At 40.7% G+C, this 26995-nt stretch carries 27 protein-coding genes, 1 tRNA gene and 1 pseudogene; 4 read left to right on the forward strand and 25 right to left on the reverse strand.

Features of this window, described 5'->3' with window-relative positions:
• The first annotated feature begins 54 nt into the window (after positions 1-54).
• Positions 55-1872, forward strand: a complete 1818-nt coding sequence (locus tag ACEQ81_RS04575; RefSeq protein WP_411029667.1) for a GNAT family N-acyltransferase — start codon at positions 55-57, stop codon at positions 1870-1872.
• Here the strand turns inward: ACEQ81_RS04575 and ACEQ81_RS04580 are convergent.
• The 20 genes and pseudogenes from ACEQ81_RS04580 to ACEQ81_RS04675 all read right to left on the reverse strand — a co-directional run bounded on the left by ACEQ81_RS04580 (position 1869) and on the right by ACEQ81_RS04675 (position 16945).
• Positions 1869-2288, reverse strand: a complete 420-nt coding sequence (locus tag ACEQ81_RS04580) for an arsenate reductase ArsC (RefSeq protein WP_411029668.1) — start codon at positions 2286-2288, stop codon at positions 1869-1871. The genes ACEQ81_RS04575 and ACEQ81_RS04580 overlap by 4 nt on opposite strands.
• A 13-nt stretch (positions 2289-2301) precedes the next feature.
• Positions 2302-2802, reverse strand: a complete 501-nt coding sequence (locus tag ACEQ81_RS04585) for a GNAT family N-acetyltransferase (protein WP_411029669.1) — start codon at positions 2800-2802, stop codon at positions 2302-2304.
• 29 nt (positions 2803-2831) lie between these two features.
• A complete protein-coding gene (locus ACEQ81_RS04590) occupies positions 2832-3317 on the reverse strand; it encodes a DUF6428 family protein (RefSeq protein WP_411029670.1) in 486 nt (161 codons plus the stop codon).
• Between the two features lie 24 nt (positions 3318-3341).
• Entirely contained in the window at positions 3342-3665 is a 324-nt protein-coding gene (locus ACEQ81_RS04595) for an ArsR/SmtB family transcription factor (protein WP_411029671.1), read from the reverse strand.
• Positions 3666-3744: 79 nt separating this feature from the next.
• Positions 3745-4179: a TM2 domain-containing protein gene (locus ACEQ81_RS04600; protein ID WP_411029672.1), complete on the reverse strand. Its 435-nt coding sequence runs from the start codon at positions 4177-4179 to the stop codon at positions 3745-3747.
• A 187-nt stretch (positions 4180-4366) separates the two neighbouring features.
• Positions 4367-4753, reverse strand: a complete 387-nt coding sequence (locus tag ACEQ81_RS04605) for a VOC family protein (RefSeq protein ID WP_411029673.1) — start codon at positions 4751-4753, stop codon at positions 4367-4369.
• 5 nt (positions 4754-4758) lie between these two features.
• Positions 4759-5217 (reverse strand): DUF1801 domain-containing protein, encoded by a 459-nt coding sequence (locus tag ACEQ81_RS04610; protein WP_411029674.1) that lies wholly within the window; start codon positions 5215-5217, stop codon positions 4759-4761.
• Positions 5218-5230: 13 nt separating this feature from the next.
• On the reverse strand, positions 5231-5692 hold the full coding sequence (locus ACEQ81_RS04615) for a DUF4199 domain-containing protein (RefSeq protein WP_411029675.1): 462 nt from the start codon (positions 5690-5692) through the stop codon (positions 5231-5233).
• A gap of 95 nt (positions 5693-5787) precedes the next feature.
• The gene (locus tag ACEQ81_RS04620; protein WP_411029676.1) at positions 5788-6198 is read right to left on the reverse strand and encodes a response regulator transcription factor; all 411 of its coding nucleotides are present in this window, start codon (positions 6196-6198) and stop codon (positions 5788-5790) included.
• A gap of 9 nt (positions 6199-6207) precedes the next feature.
• Positions 6208-7179 carry a 2-hydroxyacid dehydrogenase gene (locus tag ACEQ81_RS04625; protein WP_411029677.1) on the reverse strand — a complete coding sequence of 324 codons (972 nt, stop codon included), beginning with the start codon at positions 7177-7179 and terminating at the stop codon, positions 6208-6210.
• Between the two features lie 7 nt (positions 7180-7186).
• A complete protein-coding gene (locus tag ACEQ81_RS04630; protein ID WP_411029678.1) occupies positions 7187-7552 on the reverse strand; it encodes a cupin domain-containing protein in 366 nt (121 codons plus the stop codon).
• A 125-nt stretch (positions 7553-7677) separates the two neighbouring features.
• On the reverse strand, positions 7678-8373 hold the full coding sequence (locus ACEQ81_RS04635) for a hypothetical protein (RefSeq protein WP_411029679.1): 696 nt from the start codon (positions 8371-8373) through the stop codon (positions 7678-7680).
• Positions 8374-8407: 34 nt separating this feature from the next.
• On the reverse strand, positions 8408-9760 hold the full coding sequence (gene mgtE, locus ACEQ81_RS04640; RefSeq protein WP_411029680.1) for a magnesium transporter: 1353 nt from the start codon (positions 9758-9760) through the stop codon (positions 8408-8410).
• Positions 9747-10610, reverse strand: a complete 864-nt coding sequence (gene rsmA / locus ACEQ81_RS04645; RefSeq protein ID WP_411029681.1) for a 16S rRNA (adenine(1518)-N(6)/adenine(1519)-N(6))-dimethyltransferase RsmA — start codon at positions 10608-10610, stop codon at positions 9747-9749. The genes mgtE and rsmA overlap by 14 nt, the downstream gene beginning before the upstream one ends.
• A gap of 18 nt (positions 10611-10628) precedes the next feature.
• A complete protein-coding gene (locus ACEQ81_RS04650; RefSeq protein WP_411030371.1) occupies positions 10629-10955 on the reverse strand; it encodes a gamma-glutamylcyclotransferase family protein in 327 nt (108 codons plus the stop codon).
• Between the two features lie 3 nt (positions 10956-10958).
• Positions 10959-11270: pseudogene (locus ACEQ81_RS04655) on the reverse strand (DUF4286 family protein); the annotation flags it as partial.
• Positions 11271-11349: 79 nt separating this feature from the next.
• On the reverse strand, positions 11350-13098 hold the full coding sequence (locus tag ACEQ81_RS04660; RefSeq protein ID WP_411030372.1) for a tetratricopeptide repeat protein: 1749 nt from the start codon (positions 13096-13098) through the stop codon (positions 11350-11352).
• Positions 13099-13292: 194 nt separating this feature from the next.
• Positions 13293-14564: a serine--tRNA ligase gene (gene serS, locus ACEQ81_RS04665; protein ID WP_411029682.1), complete on the reverse strand. Its 1272-nt coding sequence runs from the start codon at positions 14562-14564 to the stop codon at positions 13293-13295.
• 106 nt (positions 14565-14670) lie between these two features.
• The gene (locus ACEQ81_RS04670) at positions 14671-16002 is read right to left on the reverse strand and encodes an HTTM domain-containing protein (protein WP_411029683.1); all 1332 of its coding nucleotides are present in this window, start codon (positions 16000-16002) and stop codon (positions 14671-14673) included.
• Between the two features lie 13 nt (positions 16003-16015).
• Complete coding sequence (locus ACEQ81_RS04675; protein ID WP_411029684.1) at positions 16016-16945, reverse strand: bifunctional riboflavin kinase/FAD synthetase; 930 nt, start codon at positions 16943-16945, stop codon at positions 16016-16018.
• 51 nt (positions 16946-16996) lie between these two features.
• Here ACEQ81_RS04675 and ACEQ81_RS04680 point away from each other — a divergent pair, with 51 nt between their 5' ends.
• Both ACEQ81_RS04680 and ACEQ81_RS04685 read left to right on the forward strand, forming a co-directional pair.
• Entirely contained in the window at positions 16997-20779 is a 3783-nt protein-coding gene (locus ACEQ81_RS04680) for a reprolysin-like metallopeptidase (RefSeq protein ID WP_411029685.1), read from the forward strand.
• Complete coding sequence (locus ACEQ81_RS04685) at positions 20776-21471, forward strand: hypothetical protein (RefSeq protein WP_411029686.1); 696 nt, start codon at positions 20776-20778, stop codon at positions 21469-21471. Before ACEQ81_RS04680 ends, ACEQ81_RS04685 begins: the two co-directional genes overlap by 4 nt.
• A gap of 5 nt (positions 21472-21476) precedes the next feature.
• On the opposite strand, the gene pth is transcribed toward ACEQ81_RS04685, so the two are convergent.
• The 3 genes from pth to ACEQ81_RS04700 form a co-directional block, all read right to left on the reverse strand.
• Entirely contained in the window at positions 21477-22103 is a 627-nt protein-coding gene (gene pth / locus ACEQ81_RS04690) for an aminoacyl-tRNA hydrolase (RefSeq protein ID WP_411030373.1), read from the reverse strand.
• Positions 22104-22181: 78 nt separating this feature from the next.
• Positions 22182-22856, reverse strand: a complete 675-nt coding sequence (locus ACEQ81_RS04695; RefSeq protein ID WP_411029687.1) for a 50S ribosomal protein L25/general stress protein Ctc — start codon at positions 22854-22856, stop codon at positions 22182-22184.
• Between the two features lie 26 nt (positions 22857-22882).
• Complete coding sequence (locus ACEQ81_RS04700) at positions 22883-23824, reverse strand: ribose-phosphate pyrophosphokinase (protein WP_411029688.1); 942 nt, start codon at positions 23822-23824, stop codon at positions 22883-22885.
• A 168-nt stretch (positions 23825-23992) separates the two neighbouring features.
• On the opposite strand from ACEQ81_RS04700, the gene ACEQ81_RS04705 reads away from it, so the two are divergent.
• A tRNA-Leu gene (locus tag ACEQ81_RS04705) sits at positions 23993-24077 on the forward strand.
• 211 nt (positions 24078-24288) lie between these two features.
• On the opposite strand, the gene ACEQ81_RS04710 is transcribed toward ACEQ81_RS04705, so the two are convergent.
• Both ACEQ81_RS04710 and ACEQ81_RS04715 read right to left on the reverse strand, forming a co-directional pair.
• Positions 24289-25671: an amidohydrolase family protein gene (locus ACEQ81_RS04710; RefSeq protein ID WP_411029689.1), complete on the reverse strand. Its 1383-nt coding sequence runs from the start codon at positions 25669-25671 to the stop codon at positions 24289-24291.
• Positions 25672-25681: 10 nt separating this feature from the next.
• Entirely contained in the window at positions 25682-26995 is a 1314-nt protein-coding gene (locus ACEQ81_RS04715; protein ID WP_411029690.1) for an amidohydrolase family protein, read from the reverse strand.

The following is a 26995-nucleotide window of genomic DNA, read 5'->3' on the forward strand; positions in this document are numbered from 1 at the left end:
TAGGTGCCATCTGCCGTTTTTGCTATATTTACCGTTATCTAATTTCTAGATACCATGGGTTTAGTAACCGCAAAGGAAGTAGCCAGGGCAATTAACCTACACAAGTACGGCTTTGTAGGGACTTTTATCGGATGGATCTTGATGAAGGTCACCAAAATTTCCGGCATCAACCGTTTTTATGATAATCATAAACATTTAGAGGGAATCGATTTTTTAGATGCCATCCTGGAGCATTATGAAATAGATTTTGAAATCCCGGAAGAGGACTATAGACGCTTACCCAAGGAAGGACCCTATATAACCATCTCCAACCATCCCTTGGGTGGTATCGATGGGGTACTTTTACTAAAATTATTGCTACAACAGCGGTCCGATTTTAAAATCATTGCAAACTTTTTATTGAACAGAATAGCACCCATGGCACCTTATATAATGCCTGTGAATCCTTTTGAAAACCATAAAGATGCCAAAAGCAGTATCGGTGGGTTTAAAACTGCCCTACTTCATTTAAGGGAGGGGCATCCGTTGGGTATTTTTCCTGCGGGGGAGGTCTCCACTTATAGGGATGGAAAATTAATTGTAGATAGACCTTGGGAAGAAAGCGCCTTGAAACTCATCAAAAAAGCTAAAGTGCCCGTAGTACCTATATATTTCCATGCCAAAAACAGTAGGTTGTTTTATCGGTTGTCTAAGATCAGCGATGTGTTCAGGACCGCCAAACTTCCTTCGGAAGTGGCTTCCCAACGGAATAGATCTATTAAAGTAAGGATAGGGCAGCCGATATCCGTACAGACGCAGGAAGAAAATGAGAGTTTGGAGGAATTTACGGAGCTACTCCGAAAAAAAACCTATATCCTGGCCAATGCCTATGAAAAGGAAAGGCTAATAGATATGGTGCCATCGAGCCTAAAAATTCCAAAACCGCCAAGAAAAATTGCCTCGGCCGTAAGAACCGAGGTCATTGAAGGGGAGATTGAAAAACTGAGGGAAAAAGATTGTCGACTGTTGCAAAGCAAAAATTATGAGGTTTTTTTGGCAACGGAGAACGACATGCCATTTATCCTTAAAGAAATCGGTCGGCAACGAGAAGTAACTTTTAGGGCTATTGGGGAGGGCACCAATAATGCCATAGATTTGGACGAATTTGATTCTTACTACTATCATTTGTTTCTTTGGGACGATAAAGAAAAAATGATCGTTGGCGCCTATAGAATGGGTATGGGAGCAGACATTTTTGATAAATACGGTATTGATGGTTTTTACCTTCAAGACCTATTTAGAGTAGAACCAGAGCTGCATGGTATGATGTCCCAATCCATAGAAATGGGTAGGGCCTATATCATAAAAGAATATCAGCAAAAACCTATGCCCTTGTTCTTATTATGGAAAGGTATTGTACATACCACCCTAAGGCACCCGGAGCATAAATATCTTATTGGAGGGGTAAGTATCAGCAATCAATTCTCCAACTTCTCCAAATCGCTTATGATCGAATTTATGAAATCGCATTATTGGGATCCATACGTTGCGCAGTACATAAGACCAAAAAAGGAATTTAAGGTAAAACTTAACGATGCCGACAAGGAGTTTGTTTTTGATGAGACCCAGGCAGACCTTAACAAGTTTGATAAATTGATAGATGAGGTAGAGCCGGGAAGCCTTCGTTTGCCGGTATTGATCAAAAAATATATAAAACAAAACGCTAAAGTGGTGGCTTTTAATGTGGATCCACTCTTTAACAATTCCGTAGACGGTTTAATGTACATTAAAATTGCCGACTTACCAGAAAGCACAGTAAAGCCTGTGATGGAAGAGTTTCAGGCAGAACTGGAGCGGAAATTTATGGAAGCACAGACCAACGGCGATACTTAGGCCAATTCTTCAGTGATAAATTTTTGGCAGAACTGCTTAATTTCGTTTCGGGCCTTCAAAAAAGCATCATGTTTTTCTTCTTCCGTTCCTACTACTTTAGAGGGATCAAAAAAATTATGATGAATCCGTTTTGCATCCTTTGAGGGGATGTATGGACAATTTTCTTTAGCATGGTCGCATACGGTAATAATATAATCCCAGATAATTCCATCATATTCCGTTACATTGTTAGATGTATGATGGGTTATGTCTAAACCATCCTCTTGCATAATGGCCACGGCACCCGGATTTAAACCGTGGGTCTCTATCCCGGCACTATAGATGTTAGCTAATCCATCTTGTAGATTTTCCATGTAACCATGGGCCATCTGACTTCTACAGGAATTTCCTGTGCACAATACCAATATGTTTTTCATTGCTTTATTTTTGTTAAGAGATGCCTATTTTTTTACTTCTTCGCTCAAACAATAAATTATCTTTCCATGCCCCATTTAACTTGCCTATACGTTCTCGTTTACCGATAAACCTAAACCCCATTTTCTCGTGTAGTTTAATACTACCTATATTTTCTGGAAATATACCCGATTGCAAGGTCCATAATCCACAGACCTCACTTTCATCGATCAAATGTTTCATAAGCAGTTTGCCCACGCCCAGGCCCCAGGCCTGTTGTGCTACATACACACTTACCTCGGCCACCCCTCCGTAAACACACCTACTGGATACGGCCGACAGGGCCGCCCAACCCACAATGGTATCTTGTATAGAGGCGACCATTCTGCATTTCTTTAAATGGGCCTTGTCCCATGCATCAAAACTTGGAACCTCTTGTTCAAAAGTGGCGTATCCTGTAGCAATACCTTCCAGATAAATGGTAGCAACAGCTTGCCAGTCTTCTTGGCTCATTTCACGTATAAGGGTGTGGGACATTTTGTTCCTAACTATTTAATGTGCGAAATTTAGCAACAACCACTTCCGGGAGCGCAAGAATTTGCCGCGCTTGTTTCCAACTCGGGAACACCGCAGGTTTCTTTGGCCTTGCAATCTGTTTTTTTTACGCCCAGTTTTATGACAAGTGCATCATTGTTCAGCTGAAAGTCGTTAACAAAGAGTTGGGCGGTATGGAAGCTGGCGTTACTATATTCGAACTTCACCTCGGTGTCCATTTCCATTGGTTTTATCTTGTTTACTTTTTGAAGGATTCCTAGAGCTTTATAGGCAGACATATATGTTGTCTTTTCTATTTCGGATGGACTCTCCCAAAGCTGTATAATAGTCTCTTTCCAAAAATCTACCCCGGCCCCGCAGTCTACGGAGTCTATGGTCACATTCTTTACTTCGGTGATATGGTAATTGGCACCAACGGTTTGCCCTGGTTTATATTCAAAAAGTAAGCTTTTGTTTTGATGTTCTTGTAGCAGTGCTAATAATTCCTTGGTTTGCATAATGTATTGTTTATGTGATTGCGATTAACAACAGTTAAACTTTGTTTTATTAAAAAAGGTGTTTAAAAGGTCTTGTATTGCCTCCCATTTTTCTAGGTTGATGCAGTAACAGATCTTTTTGCCCTCAATTTCGCCTTTAATAAGGTCTATACTTTTCAGTTCCTTTAAATGCTGGGAAATGGTAGGCTGGGCCAAACCAATTTCTTCAACGATATCGTTGCATATGCAGGCCTCCTGATTGCTGATGTATTCCAATATGGCAATCCTTGCCGGATTTGCCAGGACTCGGAATATGGTGGCCAATTCATTTTGCTTGGCGTTGAATATTTGTGTTTTGGTTATACCCATTTCGTATTTATATATTGCAATATTACGATAATAGAACGAATAAAAAAAGCCAGATCAAAAAAATCTGACTTTTATGTTTTTAGAACCAAGGTTTTTTACCTACTTGATAGGTGTTATAAAAATCCTCATCTGACTTGGTAATATAGATAATACCTTCTATGAACCCAATAAGTCCAGGAATCCAAAAGAAAAAGGCCCCAACCACCAAACAGGTAGTTGCGTAACCTACAAGGGTTACCGCAGCCATTATAATACCTTCTTTGTTATATCCCAAAATAAACTTATGTACACCTAGGGAACCGAATAAAATTCCAAGGATACCCGCCAATATTTTTTTATTGTCGCCCCCGGCATCTTTTAATCCTTCGGTGAACTCATTAGCGGTTTTTTTGGCTTCTTCCTTAAAATCGCCTGCGGCTTCCTTAGCATCCTCCGCCGCATCTTGAGCAGCTTCTTTGGCATCTTCGAACGCATCTTCGGCTTTATCGCCCAAATCTTTATCTTCGTCTGACATTGCTTTTGTTTTTGGTGGTTAATATCAGCTTAAATGTAACAATTATTTTTATCGGTATAAAATTTTTATTCAACTGATCATGAAATGGCAGAAAGCAGCTACAACACTCATGACATTTCTTTTTTTATTGCTCTGGGCCGCCAGATAAACAAAATGTAAAAGATAACTTCTAAGGTAAAGGGTTAAATTAAAGGAAAGCTTTGTCCACAGGTTCCCAAAGTTCCAGTTTATTGCCTTCGGGGTCTAAAATCCATCCAAACTTTCCATAATCGTACGTTTCCATTTCACCTACTACGGTAACGCCTTCCTCTTTTAAGACTTTCAATAGCTCTTCTAAATTTTCTACCCTAAAATTCATCATAAACTCTTTTTCGCAAGGTGCAAAGTAGTTGGTGTCATCATTAAAAGGACTCCATTGTGTTGAGCAATCGTTTCCTTCTTTATCTTTCCACCAAAAGGTCCAGCCGTATTGATCCGTTGGAATTCCCAAATGCAGTTTGTACCATTTTTTAATGGCATCGGGGTCTTTGGTCTTAAAGAAAAACCCACCTAGGCCTGTAACTCTGTTTTTCATGATATTTAATTGTTTTTAGTTGCTTTTTCGTATAAAATTATCCATTCCTTGGGCGTTATCTTGGTGCAAAGCTCTCCGATAAGGGCAAATGGAATTGCCTTGATATTTTTAAAGCGAATACAGCTTTTGCCCATATCCAATTTACTGGTTGTATGTTTTGCATACGCTTTGGTAAACCATGCCAAAAGGGTTTTGTCTGAGTACACTCCCATATGATAAACGGCAATATAATTTTTTTGTGAGGCCAGGTTCATAAAGGGCAAGGGTAACTTGGGATCGCAGTGATAACCATTGGGGTATAGACTATGGGGAATTACATACCCTATCATTCCATAATTCATGGTCTCATTAAAACCGGTCGGGAGATTTTCCAAGATTGTTTTTCGCAATTTTCTTATTGCGGGTTTTCTGTCTTCCGGAAGTTCCTCTATGTAAGCTTCGGGCGTGGTTGCATTGGATCTCATAGTAAGTCTTGTTTTAATTTTTGTTCTGTAATATAAGTGCCGATAGCAACGAAATTATCAGTCCAATAATCATTACGGTAAGGAACATGATCATGGCCATAAACCCGCTTCCGTAATCTGGGATTTCTCCCTTGTATCCTTCCTGGCGCATTACTGCGGTGTATTCTTTAAAAAAATCTGGATTTATAAGTGTGGTGTAAATAAAGTCGGCCAACGCTATTCCGGCAGCGGTGAACAAAGAAATCAATAGGCCTATGACCACTGCTTTGGTGAAGGTTATTGTGCCTCCATTTTCCTTGTCCCTAAAATGTTTAATGCCAAAATAAACAAAACTAAGGGATGCTATCATGGTTGCATATCCAATAACCTCGCCCCAGGAATAATCCACATCCTGACCAAAATAGAGTCCGGAAAGAAACACCAATAGAGCAAATACAAAACCGTAAACGCCGAACTTAATTACCGTATTTTTCATATTTTTTGAATTTAGTACTGGTGGTTAAAACTATTAAAATGAGGGTTTATGGGCCTCATACTAAAGTACTAAATTGTAAGCTGACCGAAGAAAAGTTATATGATCTGCATGGTTTTGGCTATCTGAATGGCCTGTGTTCTTCGTTTGGCATTGAGTTTTACCAACAGATTGGATACGTGCGTTTTTACGGTACTTTCCGAAACAAAAAGGTGGTCGGCAATTTCCTTGTTGGACAATCCCTTGGAAATCTCTTGCAGCACCTCATATTCGCGCTTGCTTAAAGCCAGGGCCTTAATTTTTTCGTGGTTTATTTGGCCTGTAGGCAATTGGTTTTTTTGAAGGCTTTTCTTGTGCAAAACCACGCCTACAACAAAAAACACAATGGCTACCATAGCTATAGCAAATTCAAACTTTAAACTACCACTAACAATAGAATACTTGCTTATTTGGAATAGCAATAACAACGCAATGATCAATAACCCAAAGGTGAGTACGGTTTTTTTCACGTACTAAATTTAGCAAAATTCAACCTTTATTTTATCCACTATGGTTTGGGCAAGTTTTTCTTTACTTTCTATTGTCCATCCGGCCACGTGGGGAGTTAGCAGTACATTTTCTGCTTGCAATAGGTATTTAAAGGCTTCGGGCAGATGAGATAGGGTTTCGTTGGTGGTTTGTGATGTATCTAAGGTATGGAACATGTTTTCGAACGATTTTTTTTCATATTCCAGCACGTCCAATCCTGCGCCCAAAACTCTTCCAGATTTTAACGCTGCTACTAAATCTGCCGTCACCACGCATTTGCCCCGAGCGGTGTTCAATAGCCAAAAGGGGTTCCGAAAACCTTTGATAAATTTGGCATGTATCATTCCCAAGGTTTCCGAGGTTTGGGGAACATGTAGACTAAGCACATTCGTTTTCTGTTGTAATTCCATAATACCCACCTGCCTGGCATTTTCATCCCCAACGCCTCCTATGATATCATAACAAATAACATCAACGTTAAAACCTCTGAGTTTTTGGGCAAAGGCCTTTCCGGTATTGCCGTATCCTATGATACCCACGGTTTTCCCATCGAGTTCCAATCCACGGTTACCTTCCCTATCCCATTGGCCATTGCGAACCTCATGATCCGCTTTATTGAGTTTGTTGAATAGGGAGAGCAACATGCCCAGGGCATGTTCTCCAACAGCATTGCGGTTGCCCTCTGGGGCTGCGGCCAAAAAAATGTTCTTTGCCTTTGCATACTTCACCGCTATGTTTTCTAGGCCTGCCCCTACACGTCCAATGAATTTTAAATTAACGGCTTTGTCCAAAAAGGCCTCATCTATGGTAAACCTACTTCGGATAATCAATCCATCATAGGAATGGATTTTTTTTCCCACTTCTTCTTTAGAGGAGGCATAATCCTCATCATTTACAAAGCCTAAAGCGGTCAATTGTTCAATAAGTAGCGGATGGTTGGTATCCAAATGAAGTACTTTCATGCTAAGATTAAATCTTTGGGTAAGACGTTTGTGTCATTTCATGGTTCACCTCACCGGTATGCGCTGTACTCAACTTTTCAAAAAGTAGTAAGTGTACCTCCTCATCGTTCTTTGTAGCGGGGCAATGTTCAACACCTTTTGGTACTACAATAATTTCACCTTCTTTTACGATTTCTGTGTGATCCCTGAATTGCATATACAGGGTGCCTTTTAGGACTTGGAAAAGCTCGTCCTCATCCTTATGGGCGTGCCATACAAATTCGCCCTTAATCTTAGCAAGGATCACCTGCATATCATCTACCACGGCAATTTGATGTGGGTGCCATTGCTTGGTAAAGGCAGCATGTTTTTCTTTTAGGTTTATAGGTTTCATTTAAAAATCAATTATGGAATAATAGTGGGGGTTAATATCCGAATAATTGCGCTTGTCCTCAAACAAAAAGCACTTTTTAATCAATATTTCGCACTTACCCGCCCTCTAGATTCCATAAATGGAGTTCACTTACGTGCGCTTAACATTTTTAGGATCCATATACCTATTGCGATCCTTACTATAGGTTGAAGGTAAGGGTATATCCATTGGTACCACCCATCTACTATTGGGTTTAAAAAACTTAGTCCAAGGTAGTACCTCCCAAATGAAAATAGGCTAAATAATCCTATGGACACAAGGGCGCCGCCAATCCATTTTGACAGTCCGTTCTCTTTAACAAATGCCAGTCCGTAGAGCAGGCTTCCCAGACCAAAACCATAAATTACCAGAAAGTATTTACTGTCCGAAATTCCGTCTGCAGCTTTTATCAGTGTAAAAAATGTGTTTTTAGAGGTTTCGTCGGCGGCATGGAGATAACCAGGGCGCCAAATTTGGTTAAGGCTATCTATGAGCAGCGCTTGTTGAGACATTTCCGTATAGGCCCATGCGATGAGGAAAAGCGTACCTATTATTATTTGGAAAGGGTATTTTTTATATAACAAAAAAGCGATACCCAAGCTTGCCAAAATATTCACTTGCGGGTGTATAAAGAGTATCCACAATTTGCCGATATAAAGGCCATTTTGATGTAGCATAATGCTCGATTCAAAATCGGAGGCCGAAGGATTTGGCAAAAATATTAGCAAGGTGGTGGTAAGTGCTCCAAGGAAAGAGCAAATAGCCGCTGTCTTTAAGAAAAGTGTCTGGTTTGTGCTGGCCATTTCCGATAAATGGTTTTAAGGGTTGATAAATTACCTAAATCCCCAAAATAAGTTTGGCAATCCAAAAATAGATCAAGATCCCAAAGATATCGTTGCTCGTTGTTATAAACGGACCTGTTGCAATGGCAGGATCTATGCCTCGCTTGTCCAAAAACAGGGGAATAAACGTTCCTATAATTCCGGCAACTATAATAACCGCTACCAATGATAGGGATATGGCCAGGGCCGTATTAAAATCTCCGTTCCACCACCAGGTGAACAACAATAATATCATGGCCAAAATTAGGCCGTTTAGTGTTGCCAAGAGCATTTCTTTGATAAGGCGGTTGCTAACACTTCCCTTTAAATCATCATTGGCCAAACCTTGGACAATTATGGCGCTAGATTGCACCCCTACGTTACCTGCCATAGCCGCAATTAACGGGGTAAAGAAAAACAAAATAGCATGTTTGCTTATCATCTCTTCAAAACCGCCCATAATGGCTGCGGCTCCCACACCTCCTATAAGTCCTAAGAATAACCAGGGTAAACGTGCACGTGTTAACTCCCAAATATTGTCATCGGCTTCCACTACCTGCGAGATACCTGCCGCTAGTTGGTAATCCTTGTCCGCTTCCTCTTTGATAACATCCACAATATCGTCTATTGTAATACGCCCTACCAACCTACCCATTTCATCTACTACGGGGATAGCTTCCAAATCGTATTTAGACATAATTTTGGCTACCTCTTCGGAATCTTCATTTACATTTACCGAATCTACCTTGGAGATGTAAACGTCTTTAATATGGGTTTTTGTGGAAGTGGTGAGCAAATCTTTCAGGGACAGTCTGCCCAGAAGAACATCGTCATCGTTTACTACATAGATAGAATGTACCCGGGTTACATTTTCTGCCTGTTCGCGCATTTCCTTTACACAGGTAAGCACGTTCCAGTTTTCGTTGACTTTTACAAGTTCCTTGGCCATGAGTCCACCAGCCGAATTCTCATCATAACGAAGTAGGTCTACGATATCCTTGGCATGATCTCTGTCCTCTATCTCCGAGATTACTTCCTGTACTATCTCGTCCGGTAGCTCTGCCACAATGTCGGCAGCATCATCGGTGTCCAATTCCTCTAGTTCTCCTGCAATTTCCTTAACCGAAAGGTTGTTTAAGATGGCTTCCCTTACGTCATCGTCCAACTCGGTAAGTACGTCCGAGGTTTTATCGCTATCCAGGAGTTTTATAAGGTAGGTTGCGTCGTCTTCATTGAGTTCATTAATGATCTCTGCTACATCCGCATAATGAACCTCCTCCAAAAGGCCCTCAAGTTTTGTATTCTTTTGGTTCTCTATGAGTTGCTCTATTTCAGCTATCAGTTCTTCTGTGAGCTTAAAGGGTATCATGCGCTATCTTCTTGGTCAGTGCAATGAAATCGGCCACGGCCAATTGCTCCGGACGACGGTCAAAGATAGCATCTTCTTTTAGATTATCGGAAAGGTTAAATGTTTTTAAACTGTTGCGCATTGTCTTCCTGCGTTGGTTGAAGGCTGTTTTTACCACCCTAATGAATAACTGCTCATCACAGCCGAGGGTATAGTTCTCTTTTCTGGTTAACCGGAGCACTCCCGATTGTACCTTGGGAGGGGGGTTAAACACGGAAGGTTCTACGGTAAAGAGATATTCGGCCTTATAATAAGCCTGTACCAATACAGAAAGGATGCCGTAGGTTTTATTGCCCTCTGTCTCACAAATGCGTTGGGCCACCTCTTTTTGGAACATTCCGGAAAACTCTGGAATCTGTGCTTTAAGTGTTAGCATCTTAAAGACAATTTGCGAAGAGATATTGTACGGAAAATTACCGGTAATGGCAAAAGGTTGGTTGCCAAATATTTTTTTAAGGTCGTACTTCAGAAAATCGGCCTCCATAACAGTGAATTTGCCAGCTTTGCTCATTATATCCGGATACTCCAAGGGAAAACTATCGTTTAGATACCTAATGGATTCGGCATCTAGGTCCATGGCCACTAAATCAATATCATTTCGTAAAAGGTATTTGGTAAGTACGCCGGTCCCGGGGCCTATTTCAATTACATTCCTATAGCCGCTAAAAGATAAGGTATCCGCAATTTTTAAGGCGATGTCCTCATCAGTAAGGAAATGTTGGCCCAAGTGCTTTTTGGCCTTTACCGGACTATCTTGTCGCCAAGTGGTATGTTTACGCCGCGTACCTTTGTTATGTCCTTTCTTGCCCATGGATGTTTTGCGGTTTGCCTAAATTGGTTTTTCAATATATACCCAAGCTTGGTTGCCAGAGTTGAGCGTAACCTTAATTCTTTGATATGCTCCTCCCTCGTATGCATCTGCCCGTAAAAGTTCGTTATGTGTAAGCGTATATACTTTGCCGATTATTTGATCCGAAGGGTCATTGGAATTCACTATTACCGGATAAATATCAGCTACTTTTTCTTGGGATAGGGTATATCCAATAAGGCTGTCTGGATGCGCTTTTGGTTTTCTTAGAAAAACGTCTTGTTGAACCATTTCGTCCTGAAGGGTTCCGTAAACAAAAAGATGTTCTGTAGCACTTGCGGGTACCACCTCATGATCACTTATTACTTCCAGTTCCGTTCTAAAGGCCACAAATTTGCCCGCGAAAAGTGTATTGCCCTCTTTACGCATGTGCTCGGCATCTTCTTTATAATAACGTTCCAGAGTTTCTCTATTGGGCGCGGTATATTGTATGGAATAGGTAATGCCGCCCATTTCTTCTTCTACAAGCACCCTACACATTTTTGCCTGGGTAAATTTGCCTGTTGCCAATACATTGGGGATATGCACATTTCTCATCCACTTAACCCATTTATCGTGCACGGATTCTTCAATATTTATGGTAACGTTATAGATATGTATCATACTTAATAAATACGATATTCGTGATTTGTAGTTTAATGATCAAAGATGGTCTTAAAGCTGTTTAACCCCGGCTCTAAATCTAATTAATGGCATCTCCCCTTAATATCCGATAATTTCTTTTGGCCAGTGGAAAATAATAACTGTCCTGATGGTCATATATGATCTTTTCATAATGACTTTTGGCCTTTTCAGGTTCGTTAAGCACATTTTTATAGAGCTCGGCGAGTGCAAAAAGGGCATCATCAGCTAAAATATCGAAGGCATAAAACTCAACAATCTTTTGATAATTAAATTTTGCGGCCTCATAATCTTTGATGCGTTCCAAAAGCTGCCCTTGCTTTAACAATGCTTCATCCTCTATTTTTTCGCCTTTATGGTTTTCTAGTATATCATTGAGTTCTTCTATGGCCTCTTTTGTATTATTTTGATAGGCCAGCAGATCTGCCCTAGCATATTTTTTTAGTGCTGTTTGGGTAGAATCTTCCAGTGAATTGTCGGAGATCAGTAAACTAAGTTGCATGGCATCATTGGCTATAAGTTGGGAAGTAGAACTTCGTAATACTTTGAGCTGGGTAAGTGCCCAATCGAAATCTCCTTTGTAAAAACTTGTCTGTGCTACTTTAAACCGGGCATTTTGGCCAAGCACATCGTTCTTAAGATCCTTTTGGGTCTGCGAAAAGTAGATCAATGCCTGGTTAAACTTCTTGTCGAAAACCAGAATGTCTCCGAGAGCCATTTTTACATAGCCTCTATCAAACCTGTTCAGAGACAATTCCAGGCTTTTTTTCAGGATATTGATCGCCTTTTCCGGATTTCCTTTTTTGAAGGTCAAAAAATTGGCATACGCTATTTGCAAGCGCAATGATCTGCTTTGGTAACCATAATTGGCCAATAAGGTTTCAAAAGTTTTTTGGACTTCGACCAGTTTTTTGTCGTTGGCATCCAAAAGCTCAATATCTATTAAATTTAGCTTGGCTTTAAGAATGGTACCCAGGTCATTACTTTTTTCCGCTATATATTCAAAGATGTCCTTGGCCATTTCTGGTTCCTGATCTTCCATGGCCAAATTCCCTAAGCCTTCCAAACGTTGCATGGAGTTTTCATCCGATCTTTTGTAAATAGCCTTCTCTTGGCCAAAGGCACTGTTATATTGTTTTTGCTGAACAAAAAGCCAACTGAGGAGTTCGTTCCAAAGCAAGTCCGGATCTTTTTGTGCTTTTTGAAGCAATATTCTCTTTAATTTTATATTGTTCTGGTTGTCCGCATCCGAGGTAACAAAATCACTAATGTTTCTAAGTACATTGGATGTTGATGATCTGCCTAAGCGAATAAGTTCTAAATAGGATTCGTACATTTTTTCAATATTGCCCTGCTCACCGTAAATCCTGGCCAATTGAAAATTATAATCTAGGTCCGGATTTAGCCGCATGGCCTTGGAATATGCTTTTATGGCATAATCCAATAACACGTATTTATGAAATCTGAAACCAATACCGTATCCATAATTTGGGTTTTCTTCTATTTTATTAAGGGCCTTTTCGTAGTATTCGGCAGCTTTTTGGGGAAGGTCTTGCAGACTGTAGTTATGCCCCAGCTCTATCAATAGTGTAGGATAGGTATTTTTTTCGCTAATTTTTTTTAATAGGAAGGTCTCTGCCTTTGTATAGTCTTCCAATTGCTGATAGCAAAGTACAAGACCTTCGGCATAATCCGTTCTACGCGGATTTTTTTTGACAAGCTTCTCATAAAAGACCAGCGCCTTTTTGTATTCGCCATCGTTTATATATTGTTTTGCCAGAAAATCGTCTTGGGAAAACAACGCTTGCATGGAGCAAAAAGCAAGAATAAACAGAATTATTCGCAATCTCGATTTTTTTCAAAGATACGCAGATTGTAGAAAGTTAGTGTTAAGGGTTTTACAAAGAAATATCCATAGATATTAATTTGGGAGGTGTCTTTCCTAAGGATTGTTCAGTGCAAGCCCATATTTTAGGGTACTTTGGAGTAGATGAACTACTATGGTCAGTCTATTCTTTCAAAACCGGTATAGGGTATCAATACCTCTGGGATTTGTATGCCGTTCCCATCCTGATAGTTTTCCAAGATTCCGGCCAAAACCCGTGGTAGGGCCAGGGAACTACCATTTAGGGTATGCGCCAACTGCGTTTTTCCGCGTTCATCTTTATACCTAAGTTTTAACCTATTACTTTGATAAGTCTCAAAATTAGAAACCGAACTAATTTCTAGCCATTTGTCCTGTGCTGTAGAAAATACTTCAAAATCATAAGTTAAAGCGGCCGTAAAGCCCAAATCACCACCACACAATCGTAAAATTCTATAAGGCAGTTTTAACTCGTTAAGGATTTCCTTAATATGGTTAACCATGTTGTCCAAAGCGGTGTAGGAGTTATCAGGATGTTCTATCCGCACTATTTCTACCTTGTCAAATTGGTGCAAGCGGTTCAATCCCCGCACATGCGCGCCATAACTACCGGCCTCTCTCCTAAAACACGGGGTATAGGCCGTACAACAAATTGGGAAATCCTTTTCACTCAAGATCTGATTGCGGAACATATTGGTAACGGGTACTTCAGCAGTGGGAATTAAATAAAGGTCATCTGCCTTTACATGGTACATTTGCCCTTCTTTATCTGGCAATTGCCCTGTGCCATAACCCGAAGCTTCATTTACCAGGTGTGGCACCTGCATTTCGGTATAACCGGCCGTGGTATTTTTATCTAGAAAATAGGAAATCAATGCACGTTGTAATTTTGCGCCTTTACCCTTGTATACGGGAAACCCCGCACCGGTGATTTTTACCCCAAGCTCAAAATCTATGATATCGTACTTTTTTGCCAGTTCCCAATGAGGTAGGGCTTCGGCCGTTAACTTAGGAATATCCCCTTCCCTAAAGATTTCTTCATTGTCTTGTTCCGAACTTCCCGCAGGGACAGATTTATGCGGTACATTGGGGATTTGATACAGTAAGTTTTGAAGCTCTTCCGCGGCTAGGTTTAACTCTTCGTTAAGCGATTTGGAAACTTCCTTTAGATTACCTGTCTGTGCTTTAATTTTATTTGCTTCCTCAGTTTTACCACTTTTGAAAAGCATGCCTATTTCCTTGGATAGCTTATTGGCATCTGCCAGTGTATTGTCTAATTTAGTTTGTAGGGAGCGACGCTTTTCGTCTTGTACTAGAATGGCCTCTACTAGGGGAGCAGCCTCTAGGTTTCTCTTTTTCAGAGCTTCTATTATATTGTCTTTTTGTTCGCGTAAGGCCTGGAGCTGCAACATTTACTTTCTGGTTTAAGGGGCAAATTTAATGCTAATTGGTCAATGTATCAATGCTATAGTGAAACAAATGATATGGTTTTAGAATGATAGGACAAGCAGTGGAAAACTACTCCGCTCCGTTTTTGGTCTTTTCGGATGGAAGAATCCATTCATGATGGCCAAAATGGTTCCAAGGTTCACTGGCAAGATCAATTTTTGGATCTATAAGTGGTTGGTAGGGCTTACCGTTAATGCTTGCCTCGCAATTTACATATACGGCAATATCCTGCCCTTTTTTGGCATGCTCTTTTTTTAGATATTGCGCAAACTGCCAAATAAAATCGGGATGGGAGCCTACTTTTCTCGCTTGCTTTTTTGTAAGGTAGTCGTGGATATTTATCCGTTTTTTTTCTCCATTTTCTTTGTTAACCAGCTTAAATTGTATGTTTCCCGATCTACTTCTTAGCATCATGCGCCAACTCATACGATGTCCTTCCTCTGTCCAGAGTACGTCATCTTTTATGAAATGATGCCTTATGGGAAGTATCAGTTGTAGTACAAAATATCCGCTAAGACCTACCAACCATAAATTTTTGTGTTTAGGGATAATAATTTTATCCTCTGTATAGGGCTTCTTCTTTTTAAAGAACAGCTTGCGTATGCTTTCTGCTTCAAAAAAGAATACGGTAAATGCCAATGCCAAATATGGAAAAATACCGATTTGAAATACAATGGAGTTGAACAAATGGAAGACGATGGAAAAAGCAAAGGCAATTTTACGGGTAGGTTTCCAAAGTAGTGCCGGAACGATCAATAAATCGAACAGTATGCCAACGACTCCTACGGTATAGATTACCCAAGTTTGTTGTAACAGCTCTCCGATAACGTAATAATGGGCCCTGCCTTGCATCAGTATTTTAATAATGCTAAAGTCTAGCCAATCGCCATATAATTTTGCTATGGAAGCATAAGTGTAGACCACAAAAAGTTGCAATACCACGGCCCATTTTACGTAGCTGGGCATATAATCTTTCCTTATAGTAGCATTTTGCCTTGCGTCTAGGGAATACGAGGTATTTGCGGGCATAAATATCATGATAAACGAAATCAGTGCCAACAAATAGTAGTGATTGTTATAGGAGGTTTTTTGCATTAGATAAACCGCCGTCCAGAGTAGAGTGAAAGATATAATGCTGAAACGGTATTTATACCCCAAGGAAATAAATATCCCAAGGGTGCCCATAGCAAAAAAGTAGAAGTACATACCATTGCCCGGAAGGGGTTGTAACCATTCGAAACCAATGAAGGTAAAGGTAAAGGAAGGTTCTATAAGTGTTCTTCTTACCCAACCGGTTAAAATTGCCCCGTAACATTCCAAGCTTATCAGTATCCCGAAAAAGATCCGGAAAATAATGAGGGAGCTATTGTCAATATTTCTAAAAAGAAATCGGTTTAACATCGGACATTTCGTATTATGGTTTGCCTATCAATGACAAGGAGGTAATCTTATCTTTCTGCAATTGTATCTTAAGTTCCTCTACGGAATCAAATTTGTGCTCATCACGAATTCGATTTAAAATATCTATTTGAATCTTTCTTCCGTAAAGGTCTTCATCAAAATCGAAAAAATGAATTTCTATACTTTTCCTGGTGCCCGAAACTGTAGGGTTAAAACCAATATTCATCATACCGTGTACTTCAGAACCATCTAAAACGCTCTTTACAAGGTAAACCCCAATTTTTGGAATAAGTTTATAGGTTTCCTCTATATGAAGGTTTGCTGTTGGGAAATTTAGTTGTCTTCCCAGTCCTTTGCCCCTTTGTACCGTTCCGGTAAGCATATAATCATACCCCAAATAACGGTTGGCGGTTTTAACGTCGCCGGCTAACAATGCTTTTCTAATTTTTGTGGAGCTTACGGATACTTCGTCTACTTCCTGTGCAGGAATTTCCTCTACCTCAAAATCTAAGATACCTCCAAAAGCGATCAAATCGTTTATATTGGCGTTTCTGTTTCTTCCAAAGCGGTGGTCGTAACCTATGACTATTTTTTTTATCCTTAAATCGTTAACAAGGATATCTCTAACAAATTCGGTAGCCGAAAGTCTAGAAAATGCTTTGGTGAAGGGATGTACAATTAGATAATCCAAGCCCGTTTTTTCTAAAATCTGGGTCCTTTCGTCTATAGTGTTCAAAAGCTTTATATCGGCATCTTTTTGAAGGACCATTCTCGGATGAGGGAAAAAAGTAAGTACCGTAGCCTTTAAATTTAAAGCTTTGGCATCATTTATGAGACGTTTTAGCAGTTGCACATGGCCAACATGAACACCATCAAATGTACCAATGGTGATAGCCGTTGCATGCTTTTTGTCGTATTTAGAAATGCTTTGGACTGTTACCACTTAAATTAAATAAGAAAAAGGCTTACATTTGAATCTTTATAAAAACCCAAGATGATTACAAAATTACGTCTTGTTTTTCCAATAACCATATTTTTTGCCTGCTTTTACGGGTTTTCCCAAACCAACTACTGGAGTCCCCAAATTTCGCAAAATGCAGTAACGGCAAATTCCCTAAAACGGTTAGATTTTAAAAAGGCGAAAGTCTTCTCTTTGGAAAAAGAAGCATTTGCTAAACAACTGTCATCTTCAGCTTCCTCTAAACAAGCATCAAAAGTGGTCTATTTCCCGGATGAAGAAGGGAAATTGATACCATTTCAAATTTCCGAGGCACCGGTTTTATCCCCACAATTGGCAAAAAAATACCCCCAGATAAAATCTTATGTCGGGTATGGTGTAAACGATAGGAAAAACAAAATACGGTTCAGTGTATCCCACAATGGTATACAGAGTATGATGCTGCACGCAGATAGTAGAACCACTACGTTTATGCAAAAAGTGGCGAAACAAGGAAGTAACTACGTGGTCTACAATAGGGATGCCGGGCTTAACTCGGATACCAATTTTATCTGTGACACCAAATCGGGTGTAGAAAAAAGTCTTACGGGCAAGGGGAGTACCCTTAAACTGGTAGATGATCAAACGCTCAGAAAATATAGAATTGCGGTCTCTGCCACAGGAGAGTATACACAACATCATGGTGGGACCATTGCAGATGCCTTAGCGGCCATAAATGCTACACTTACAAGGGTAAACGAGGTCTTTGAGACAGATTTGGGCGTTACTTTGGAATTGGTGCCAAATAATGATTTGGTAATATTTACAAATGCGCTTACCGACCCCTATAGTGGAAACCTCAATGCCGAGGTACAAAATGTACTTACCTCCACAATTGGGGAAGCCAATTATGATGTGGGGCACCTTTTTAATAAGGATAATGATAACGGTAATGCCGGGTTTATAGGATCTGTATGTAGGGATAACCAAAAAGGGAGTGCCTTTTCCTCTGGTACCGTACCCGAAGGAGATAAGTTTGATCTAGATTTTGTATCGCACGAGCTTGGTCATCAATTTGGGGCCAACCATACCTGGTCTTTTGAATCGGAAGGCACGTTGGTGCAGGCAGAGCCGGGCAGTGGTACCACGATCATGGGGTATGCAGGTATTGCACAGGCCAATAATGTAGCACCTAATGGGGATGATTACTTTCACTATTACAGTATTTTTCAGATAATTGAGTATTTGGAAACCACCAGTTGTGCTGTAGAAACTCCCCTAACGAACAATGCGCCTATTGTTGACCCTATAGGGAACTATATCATTCCAAAATCTACGGCCTTTGTTTTGTCCGCATCCGCCACGGATGTTGATGGCGATATACTCACCTACGCTTGGGAACAAATAGATGATGGCGTAGTAACAAATACTTCTTTTGGACCTACCAATCCAAGTGGCGCCAACTTTAGGTCCCAAAGGCCTTCATTGAGCCCGCAACGGTATTTTCCGCAATTATCTAGTGTTATATTGGGCAATCTTACCCAATCTAATCCAAGCATCAATTCTGCTTGGGAAACAGTTTCCGACGTAGAGCGCGAAATGAAATTTGCGGTTACGGTAAGGGATAATGCCAGTGGAGGAGGGCAAGTGGCTTCGGGCTTTACCGATGTAAGTGTCATAAATGGTGCAGGGCCCTTTGCCGTTACTTCCCAAGCAACCGCTGTTTCTTATGTAGCTGGTACAACACAAGACATTACTTGGGATGTTTCCAATACGAACAGCACACCAATAAATGCTGCTACGGTAGATATTTATTTGTCGGTGGACGGAGGTGTAAGCTTCCCAACGCAATTGGCAACAAATGTACCCAATGATGGATTACATGCCGTTTTATTGCCAGGTGTGGCTACCGCTGCTGCAAGAGTTATGGTAAAAGCAAGCGATAACATATTTTTTGCGGTCAACGCGGCCAATTTTAGCATTACAGCTTCCCAGGTAGTACTGAATTTTTCTCAATTGGAATTCTCAGCCTGTCAGCCAGATGATATTGTGGTCCCTTTTAACTATGAGACCTTCCTAGGGTTTGCAGAAGAGGTTACCTTCTCTGCAGTTGGTACACCTGTGGGCATGGGTGTGGTCTTTTTGCCGGCTACCGCTACTGCCAATAACACTCCAGTTAGCATCACATTTTCCAATACCGCTGGCGTGACTGCAGGGAATTATCCGGTTCAAATAACCGCAACCTCCGCCAGTGTTAGTGAAACGGTGGAAATAGATTTAAATATATATAACAATACCTTTAGCGATGTGGTTTTAAGCGCTCCTGCAGATGGGCTTTTAGATACAGGTATAAAGCAGGTTTTTCAATGGGAGGATAGCCCTAACGCTACGGCCTATGACATTGAAATAGCTACCGATGCCGGATTTACCAATATTATAGAGTCTACATCCGTAATATTCAATTTTTATTTAGCTTCAAACTTAATAGAGCAGACTACCTATTTTTGGCGGGTTAAACCTAAAAATGATTGTGGCGAGGGTACTTTTGGAACTCCTTTTAGTTTTACCACTATCGAAATTAGTTGCGATGCTAAATCTGCCTCAGGATTACCCGCAGCCATTTCTGCAATAGGCACACCAACGGTTATTTCTAAAATAGCCTTTTTTGAGGATTTGACCATTGCCGATGTAAATGTAAATTTAGATATTACACATACGTTTCTGGCCGATTTGGAGATAAGTTTAACTTCTCCCTCGGGAACAACGATAATACTTACGTCGGGCTCTTGTGGTAATTTGGCAAATATAAATGCCACTTTTGATGATGAAGCCCCAAGTTTTGTATGCGGTGGTACCCCGGGGATCAGCGGTATTGTAAAACCTTTGGGATCATTGGCTTCACTGGAAGGAGAATCCTTGTTGGGCGAGTGGATATTGCAAGTTAAAGATAATGCTGCCGTAGACGGCGGGGCGTTAAATTCCTTTTCCTTGGATGTATGCGTTGAAGGTGTATTTAGACCAGATTCTGATAATGATGGGGTATTTGATGATGGAGACGATTTATGTCTGGGAACTCCCAAAGGTACTGAAGTGGATTTAACAGGTTGTCCGGTTTATAGATTCCCTAGCGATAATTTTTCCGTAGCCATACAAAGCGAAACCTGTAGGAACAATAATGATGGATTGTTGGAAATTGATGCTACGGACACGTCCATTACCTATTCCGTAACTGTTGATGGAAACGGCGTAAATGTAAGCGAGGACTTTACAGAGAGTTATACACTGGCAAACCTTACCGCTGGCACCTACAATGTATGTATTACAGGTACGGACGGGGCAATAGATTATGAAGCGTTTTGTTTTGATACCGTTATAAATGAACCGGCTCCCCTAGATGTAACGGCGGTAGTAACACCAAGCGGCAAAGTGGCATCTTTAACCTTAAATGGCGGTGGTCTGTACAATATTGAACTGAATGGTGTGGTTACCCAAACTACGGATTCGGAAATAACAGTGAATCTAAAAGAAGGGGTTAATACCTTAAAAGTCACCACTAACCTGCCCTGTCAGGGAGTTTATGAAAAACAAATATTTACGGCTAACGAGCCTATTATTTACCCCAACCCTGTAGAGGATATTGCAAAAGTGTTTTTAGGGGCGGGCAATGGGGCGTTTAACCTAACCATATATACTGCTGATGGTAGATTTGTTGGCACAAAAACGTACAGTGGTAATAGTAGTGAGGTCGATTTGGATTTTACCGGGTTACCTTCTGGGATGTATTTCATAAGTTTTGATGGTAGTTCCGTTAAAAGGACTTATAAAGTGATAAAGCGATGAAGAAACCTTTGATCTTTGCCATACCGTTTTGTTTATTTCTGCTATCCTGCGGCGGCGGTGGCGATGATGCCCCTCCACCATTGCCCCAAAGTGCGGTTTTGGAATTTCCGTTTCAAAACTCCGAATGTACAACAGGTGTTAGCTTAAACGAAACTACAAGTCAAGTAGAGTTTAGATGGCGAGCCGCAACAAATACCGATTTGTACGAATTACGTGCCATAAACCTCAATACAAATATAACACAGACTATTAGTGTGCAAACGCTGTTTGCCCAGCTTCCCTTGGAAAAGGGAGCACCTTATTCTTGGATCGTTGTCAGCAGAAATTCTGAAGCAAACGGAACGGCAACTAGCGAAACATGGCAGTTCTACAATGCAGGTTCACAGACTACCTATGCTCCTTTTCGGGCGCAAGCAACAACGCCTACTTCTGGTACTACGGTATTTAAAGATATAAACAACGAAGTACTGCTCAGTTGGTCTTCAGCTGACGTGGATAACGATATAGAGGGATATGAACTTTACTTTTCCGAAGTTACCCCGCCCACAACCTTGGTAGCTTCCCCTGCCGCTGCCACTACAGAATTTAAAGTTAGTGTAACCTCCGATACGGCTTACTATTGGCGTGTGGTTACCCGCGATGCTGAGGGCAATACCTCAGATTCCGGGGTTTTTGAGTTTAAGGTGCAGTAAAATGTTTAAGTACCGTTAAAGACATTCATAGTGGTCTTTACTCCTGCAAAGACGAAAGATCGTAACAGATCCGTAGATTTTTTTAAGCGTTCCGATAAGGTCTGCAATTCCTCATCGGTCCATTCACCAAGCACGTAATCTACCTGTTTTCCCTTGCTGAAATCCGAGCCTACGCCAAAACGAAATCTATTATAGACCGAAGTCTGTAATACCTGTTGAATATCCTTCAGTCCGTTGTGACCACCATCACTGCCTTTAGTTTTTAGTCTGAGGGTGCCAAAAGTGAGGTTAAGATCATCGGTAATGATCAAAAGGTTTTCTTGCGGTATCTTTTCCTTCTCCATCCAATACTTAACAGCTTTTCCGCTGCGGTTCATATAGGTAGAGGGTTTTAACAGCAAAACCGCCTTCCCTTTTATTTTTGCCCGGGCAATGGTACCGAGCTTTGCAGTCTCAAAGGAAAGCGTTTCTTGCTCAGCTAGGGCATCTATTATTCTAAAACCGATGTTGTGTCTGGTATTTGCGTATTCATTACCTATGTTTCCCAAACCTACAATCAAAAATTTCTTCATAACATCCGTTTCTTCAACTATACTTTTTTCTTTAAAAAATAATTTTAAAAATCGGAACATAACGGCAGCTTCATGTGTATAAAAATACAAAAGCATCCGCCATGGCGGATGCTTTTAGTTATGATTATTTAGACGAAATTAATCGTTACTCTCTGCAGCGGCCTCTGTAGCAGGTGCTTCAGTACCTTCTGCGGTAGTCTCAGCTCCTTCAGTTGCTTCAGCTCCTTCCACTCCTTCTTCTTCCTCTTCTTCCTCAACAACAATAGCAGCACGAGCGGTTTTAACCTGTACTACAACCGTAGTGTCCGGGTGAAGAATTGAAAATTCGTCATTTAATAATGTGGATACGGCTATGTTATCACCAATTTTCAATTTTGAAATATCGATGTCAAAGAAATCGGGTAACATATCTGGCAAGGCCTTGATTGCCAATTTTCTTTTTCTGAACAACAGCCTTCCACCATTCTTAACACCTGGAGAATTACCTACCAGCCTAACAGGAATGTTCATGGTAACCTCCTTGTCCTTGAAGAGTTGGTAAAAATCGATATGCAATATTCTGTCCGTCACCGGATGAAATTGTATATCCTGCATTACGGCATCTACTTTGGTACCACCTTCCAAATCAATTGCAACGGTATGCGCATTTGGAGTGTACACTAAATTTCTGAACGCTAGTTCATCTGCTGAAAAGTGTAATGGTTTATCCCCTCCGTATACTACGCAAGGAACCTTTCCAGCATTACGTAGGGCTTTTGTTGCCTTCTTGCCCACGCTTTCTCTTTCTGATCCTTTGATTGTAATTGACTTCATTGTATATATTAAATTAAACTTTGTTTTTACATTAAAAATTTGGACGCTATAGAGGTGTTATGGTGTACTCTATGCATTACATCTGCAAATAAGTCTGCACAACTCAATACTCTTATTTTTTTGCTCTCCCTGGTAGTTGGGATAGAATCGGTAACGATAAGCTCCAATAGTTGGGAGTTTTCTATTTTTTCGTAGGCATCTCCCGATAGTAGGGCGTGTGTTGTAATTGCCCTGACACTTGCAGCACCCCTTTCCATCATTAAGTCGGCAGCTTTGGCCAAGGTACCTGCGGTGTCTACCATATCATCTACCAATACCACGTTCTTGCCTTTTACATCCCCAATAAGTTCCATATGCGATATAACATTGGCCTTGGCACGTTGTTTATAACAGATAACCACATCACTCCCCAATGCCTTGGAATAGGCGTAGGCTCTTTTAGAGCCACCCATATCTGGGGAAGCAACGGTTAAATTGTCTAAATTCAGATCCTTTAAATAGGGCAGAAATAAGGTTGATGCAAACAAATGATCCACCGGTTTTTCGAAAAAACCTTGTATCTGATCTGCATGCAAATCCATGGTAATTATCCGAGTTGCCCCTGCGGCTTCCAACATTTTTGCCACCAACTTTGCAGCAATGGGAACCCTAGGTTTGTCTTTTCTGTCTTGTCTTGCCCATCCAAAGTATGGCATCACCGCTGTGATATGTCTGGCAGAAGCCCTTTTGGCAGCATCCAACATCAACAACATTTCCATTAAGTTTTCCGAGCTCGGATTTGTAGAACCTATGATAAAAATTCTTGCGCCTCTCACAGATTCTTCAAAGGAAGGCTGAAACTCCCCATCGCTATATCTAGAAAAAATAACATTGCCTAAATCTGTTCCATAAGAGGCTGCTATTTTTTTTGCCAAGGCTGCACTCTGGGTACAGGCAAAAATTTTAGGTTCGGGAACTGTATAGGACATGCTTAACGTATTGTTATTTAGTTTATTAACGGCCCTCCGGATTAAGGAGGTGCAAATTTAAAAATTTATTTGGGTTGCTAAAGGATAAAAGTTGATATTTTTTGGCTGAAGAAGGAAATATTTTTTAGTTTTGCGGTCCCTATTGTAATAGGAGGCCAAATATGGTATGCCTTGGTGGCGGAATTGGTAGACGCGCTGGATTCAAAATCCAGTTTCGAAAGAAGTGTGGGTTCGATTCCCACCCAAGGTACCAAAAAGCTTAGATGAAAATCTAGGCTTTTTTTATGCTCAGGTACAATATAGGTACAACAAATCACTGTTTTAGAGGGTCATTTGGAATTGTATATTTTGATGTCTTTTAATAACAAAATTTATTAAAGAGTATAATAAGGCGTCCCTTAAAATCTTAGTTTTACCGAACTTGATTCTTACACTTTTAATAGTTGTCAAAGACATTCTATTGGTCATTCAATCCGAGTTTGGACCTTACCATTTTTAAACACGCTATTTATTTTCAAGGTATTGCTAATCGATTCTATAGGATTTGCATCTAAAAGTACCATATCCGCAACTTTACCTTCTTCAATAGATCCGAGTCGATCTTCAACTTCTAACATTTTAGCGGCATTTAAAGTTCCCATCTTGATTATTTGCGCAGGATCCATACCACCTAGTTCCAATAGTTGCATTTCTTCGTGCAAGCTATACCCAGGTAAAATGAAATCATTTCCTGTATCCGTTCCAAGAACCATGTTCACTCCATTCCTTGTTAGCTGAATAAAATCCTCCACCTGAAAGCCTATTACTTGTTTCAGCGTAGGATCATCAAAGCCGTAGTATTCCTGAAAGAATTTCACAAATTCCTCGGCACGAAAAATATAGTCCGGATTGTTCACTTTTTCGAATTCTTCCGGAGGATAGATTTCTTTAAGGCCTTCCACATCAAACCATTCAGGGTTTTTAGGGTACATCATGCTCTTGTCTAACATTAAAGTGGTAACCCATGAAATACTGTCGTTATATATACTTTGAATCAGTTCTTTGTCCTTCTCGAAATCCAAATCTACACCGGTATAATGCAACAAGTTCTTGATTCCGGCGTCAATGGCCATTTTAAGCTCATGATTATCACTTACGTGTGCGAATACCCTAGTTCCGTTCTGTAAAGCCTCTTTGTTGACATGATTTACAAATTCTTGTGGCATACGTTCCACGAAGGGAGGATAAGGTCCATCTTCGATGGTCAACTTGATGCCTGATATGGGATATTCCGAGACGCTCTTCACCAATTCGGAAATCTGCGCGGTATCTTTCAAAATGAAGAAAGACTCTCCCTCTTTCCAATTGTTACCGGTATACGTCTTGACCGGGTGGCTACCTTCTACAATGAAATGTTGACTAGTGTGGAACACCCTGGGCCCCGGAACGGAATCCTGTTCGCCCATATCACGCATTTGACGAAAATAATCATTGGTGCAAGTGCTTCCCCCGGTTATGAGTACCGAGGTTACTCCATAATGCATGAATCTTGGGAAATCTGCTTTATAATCTCCAGTATGCGCATGACAATCAAAAAAGCCTGGGACAAGGTACTTACCCTCTCCATTGATAACGTTCTTTTGCTCATTTGATCCGAGGGCGACCTTATCAATTTTTGCGATTTTGGAATCCTTGATATAGATATTCACATTTTCTTGTAAGTCTTTCCCGGTGCCGTCGATTAGGTTGACCTTCGAAATGACCAAATCATAATTCGTTTTGGCCGCTACCTCCTTTTTGCAAGAAGCACCAATGATCATCGATATTATGAGAATGATATGTGTTGGTACGTTCAAAAGTTTTTTCACGACTCGGTTTTCACTTTATGTTATTTTTATAAATCTTACCTTCCTTCATAACAAATTCGACATTTTCAAGCACGGTAATGTCTTCCAAAGGATTTCCCTTAACGGCGACGATATCCGCCCATTTTCCTTCTTCGATGCTTCCCGTTTTATCTTCAATTCCTATAAGCTGGGCAGCTATAATCGTAGCCGATTTTATGGCATCGATTTCGGTCATTCCAGCTTGAACCATCAAATTGAATTGCTCTGCATTACGCCCATGTGGGTATACCCCCGAATCTGAACCGAAAGCCATTTTCACACCTTCGTTATAGGCTTTCTGAAAATTGTTAAGAAATCGAGTATATAATTCATTGTTACTCTCCCCTAACTTTCTATCACTATAATCTTTGTTCAGTTCGATATGGGAGTAATGGGCCGCAAGTAGATCCATCACAAGATAAACACCCTGTTCCTTCATCAATCTGATGGCTTCTTCGTCCATCAAACTTCCATGTTCAATTGAAGTAATACCCGCTTTTACGGCATTCTTTATTCCATCGGCTCCATGGGCATGGGCCGCTACTTTTAAACCTTGTTTCTTTGCTTCATCTACGGCTGCTCTAATTTCTTCTTCGGTATAAGTAGCAGCTCCCGGTATGGACCCGCTCGTCCCAAAACCACCCGTCGCCGTAATTTTTATAAGATCGACTCCCTGTTTGATATGTCGGCGCACTTGTTTTCTTACTTCATCAACTCCATCGGCAATGGCTGCAGGATTCTCCTTTAATTGGAGATGGGGGGCCATCCAGCTCTCCCAATCCCCGTGGCCCCCGGTCATTGTGATGGCCGGACCGCTGACATACATTCTAGGTCCTGGGATCATTTCCCTGTCGATAGCATCTCGCAATGCGACATCGCTATAGAAAATACCCCAAATGTCCCTGACCGTTGTAAACCCTGCAACGAGCGTTTTTTTTGCATTTACTGTGCCCATTATACCGTAGTTGGCAATCGGCAGTTCCCATTGATCTATGGATTTATCATAAGAGTTCAACACTAAATGGGCATGGCAATCGATGAGCCCCGGAAGAATGGTGTATTCAGAAAGGTCTATAATGTTTTCATAATCATCTTTGGTGTCTGCTCCATCGACCTTAACGATCTTTCCAGCCTCTATTAGGATAAGTACATCTTTAGTTATTTGGCTTTTTTCCACATCGACCATGGCACCCGCCAGAATTACATGGGTAGGTGTCGATTTTAGGGGTTTGCTCTGCTGCGATAGTGTTTTGGAGCTAAATAATAAAATAGACAGTATAAGGAAAAAATTTCTGGTGAAATCCAC

It is taken from the genome of Spongiimicrobium sp. 3-5 (assembly GCF_046557915.1).
GTDB lineage: Bacteria > Bacteroidota > Bacteroidia > Flavobacteriales > Flavobacteriaceae > JBHEBG01.

Coding starts and splice junctions, on each gene's coding strand:
- pth (WP_411030373.1), bottom strand. CDS start 22,103: ATGTTCCGATTTTTAAAATTATTTTTTAAAGAAAAAAGTATAGTTGAA.
- ACEQ81_RS04635 (WP_411029679.1), bottom strand. CDS start 8,373: ATGGCCAGCACAAACCAGACACTTTTCTTAAAGACAGCGGCTATTTGC.
- mgtE (WP_411029680.1), bottom strand. CDS start 9,760: ATGATACCCTTTAAGCTCACAGAAGAACTGATAGCTGAAATAGAGCAA.
- ACEQ81_RS04695 (WP_411029687.1), bottom strand. CDS start 22,856: ATGAAGTCAATTACAATCAAAGGATCAGAAAGAGAAAGCGTGGGCAAG.
- ACEQ81_RS04670 (WP_411029683.1), bottom strand. CDS start 16,002: ATGTTAAACCGATTTCTTTTTAGAAATATTGACAATAGCTCCCTCATT.
- rsmA (WP_411029681.1), bottom strand. CDS start 10,610: ATGGGCAAGAAAGGACATAACAAAGGTACGCGGCGTAAACATACCACT.
- ACEQ81_RS04600 (WP_411029672.1), bottom strand. CDS start 4,179: ATGTCAGACGAAGATAAAGATTTGGGCGATAAAGCCGAAGATGCGTTC.
- ACEQ81_RS04615 (WP_411029675.1), bottom strand. CDS start 5,692: ATGAAAAATACGGTAATTAAGTTCGGCGTTTACGGTTTTGTATTTGCT.
- ACEQ81_RS04685 (WP_411029686.1), top strand. CDS start 20,776: ATGAAGAAACCTTTGATCTTTGCCATACCGTTTTGTTTATTTCTGCTA.
- ACEQ81_RS04610 (WP_411029674.1), bottom strand. CDS start 5,217: ATGAGATCCAATGCAACCACGCCCGAAGCTTACATAGAGGAACTTCCG.
- ACEQ81_RS04580 (WP_411029668.1), bottom strand. CDS start 2,288: ATGAAAAACATATTGGTATTGTGCACAGGAAATTCCTGTAGAAGTCAG.
- ACEQ81_RS04660 (WP_411030372.1), bottom strand. CDS start 13,098: ATGCAAGCGTTGTTTTCCCAAGACGATTTTCTGGCAAAACAATATATA.
- ACEQ81_RS04590 (WP_411029670.1), bottom strand. CDS start 3,317: ATGCAAACCAAGGAATTATTAGCACTGCTACAAGAACATCAAAACAAA.
- ACEQ81_RS04585 (WP_411029669.1), bottom strand. CDS start 2,802: ATGTCCCACACCCTTATACGTGAAATGAGCCAAGAAGACTGGCAAGCT.
- ACEQ81_RS04595 (WP_411029671.1), bottom strand. CDS start 3,665: ATGGGTATAACCAAAACACAAATATTCAACGCCAAGCAAAATGAATTG.
- ACEQ81_RS04605 (WP_411029673.1), bottom strand. CDS start 4,753: ATGAAAAACAGAGTTACAGGCCTAGGTGGGTTTTTCTTTAAGACCAAA.
- ACEQ81_RS04575 (WP_411029667.1), top strand. CDS start 55: ATGGGTTTAGTAACCGCAAAGGAAGTAGCCAGGGCAATTAACCTACAC.
- ACEQ81_RS04680 (WP_411029685.1), top strand. CDS start 16,997: ATGATTACAAAATTACGTCTTGTTTTTCCAATAACCATATTTTTTGCC.
- ACEQ81_RS04625 (WP_411029677.1), bottom strand. CDS start 7,179: ATGAAAGTACTTCATTTGGATACCAACCATCCGCTACTTATTGAACAA.
- ACEQ81_RS04630 (WP_411029678.1), bottom strand. CDS start 7,552: ATGAAACCTATAAACCTAAAAGAAAAACATGCTGCCTTTACCAAGCAA.
- ACEQ81_RS04700 (WP_411029688.1), bottom strand. CDS start 23,824: ATGTCCTATACAGTTCCCGAACCTAAAATTTTTGCCTGTACCCAGAGT.
- serS (WP_411029682.1), bottom strand. CDS start 14,564: ATGTTGCAGCTCCAGGCCTTACGCGAACAAAAAGACAATATAATAGAA.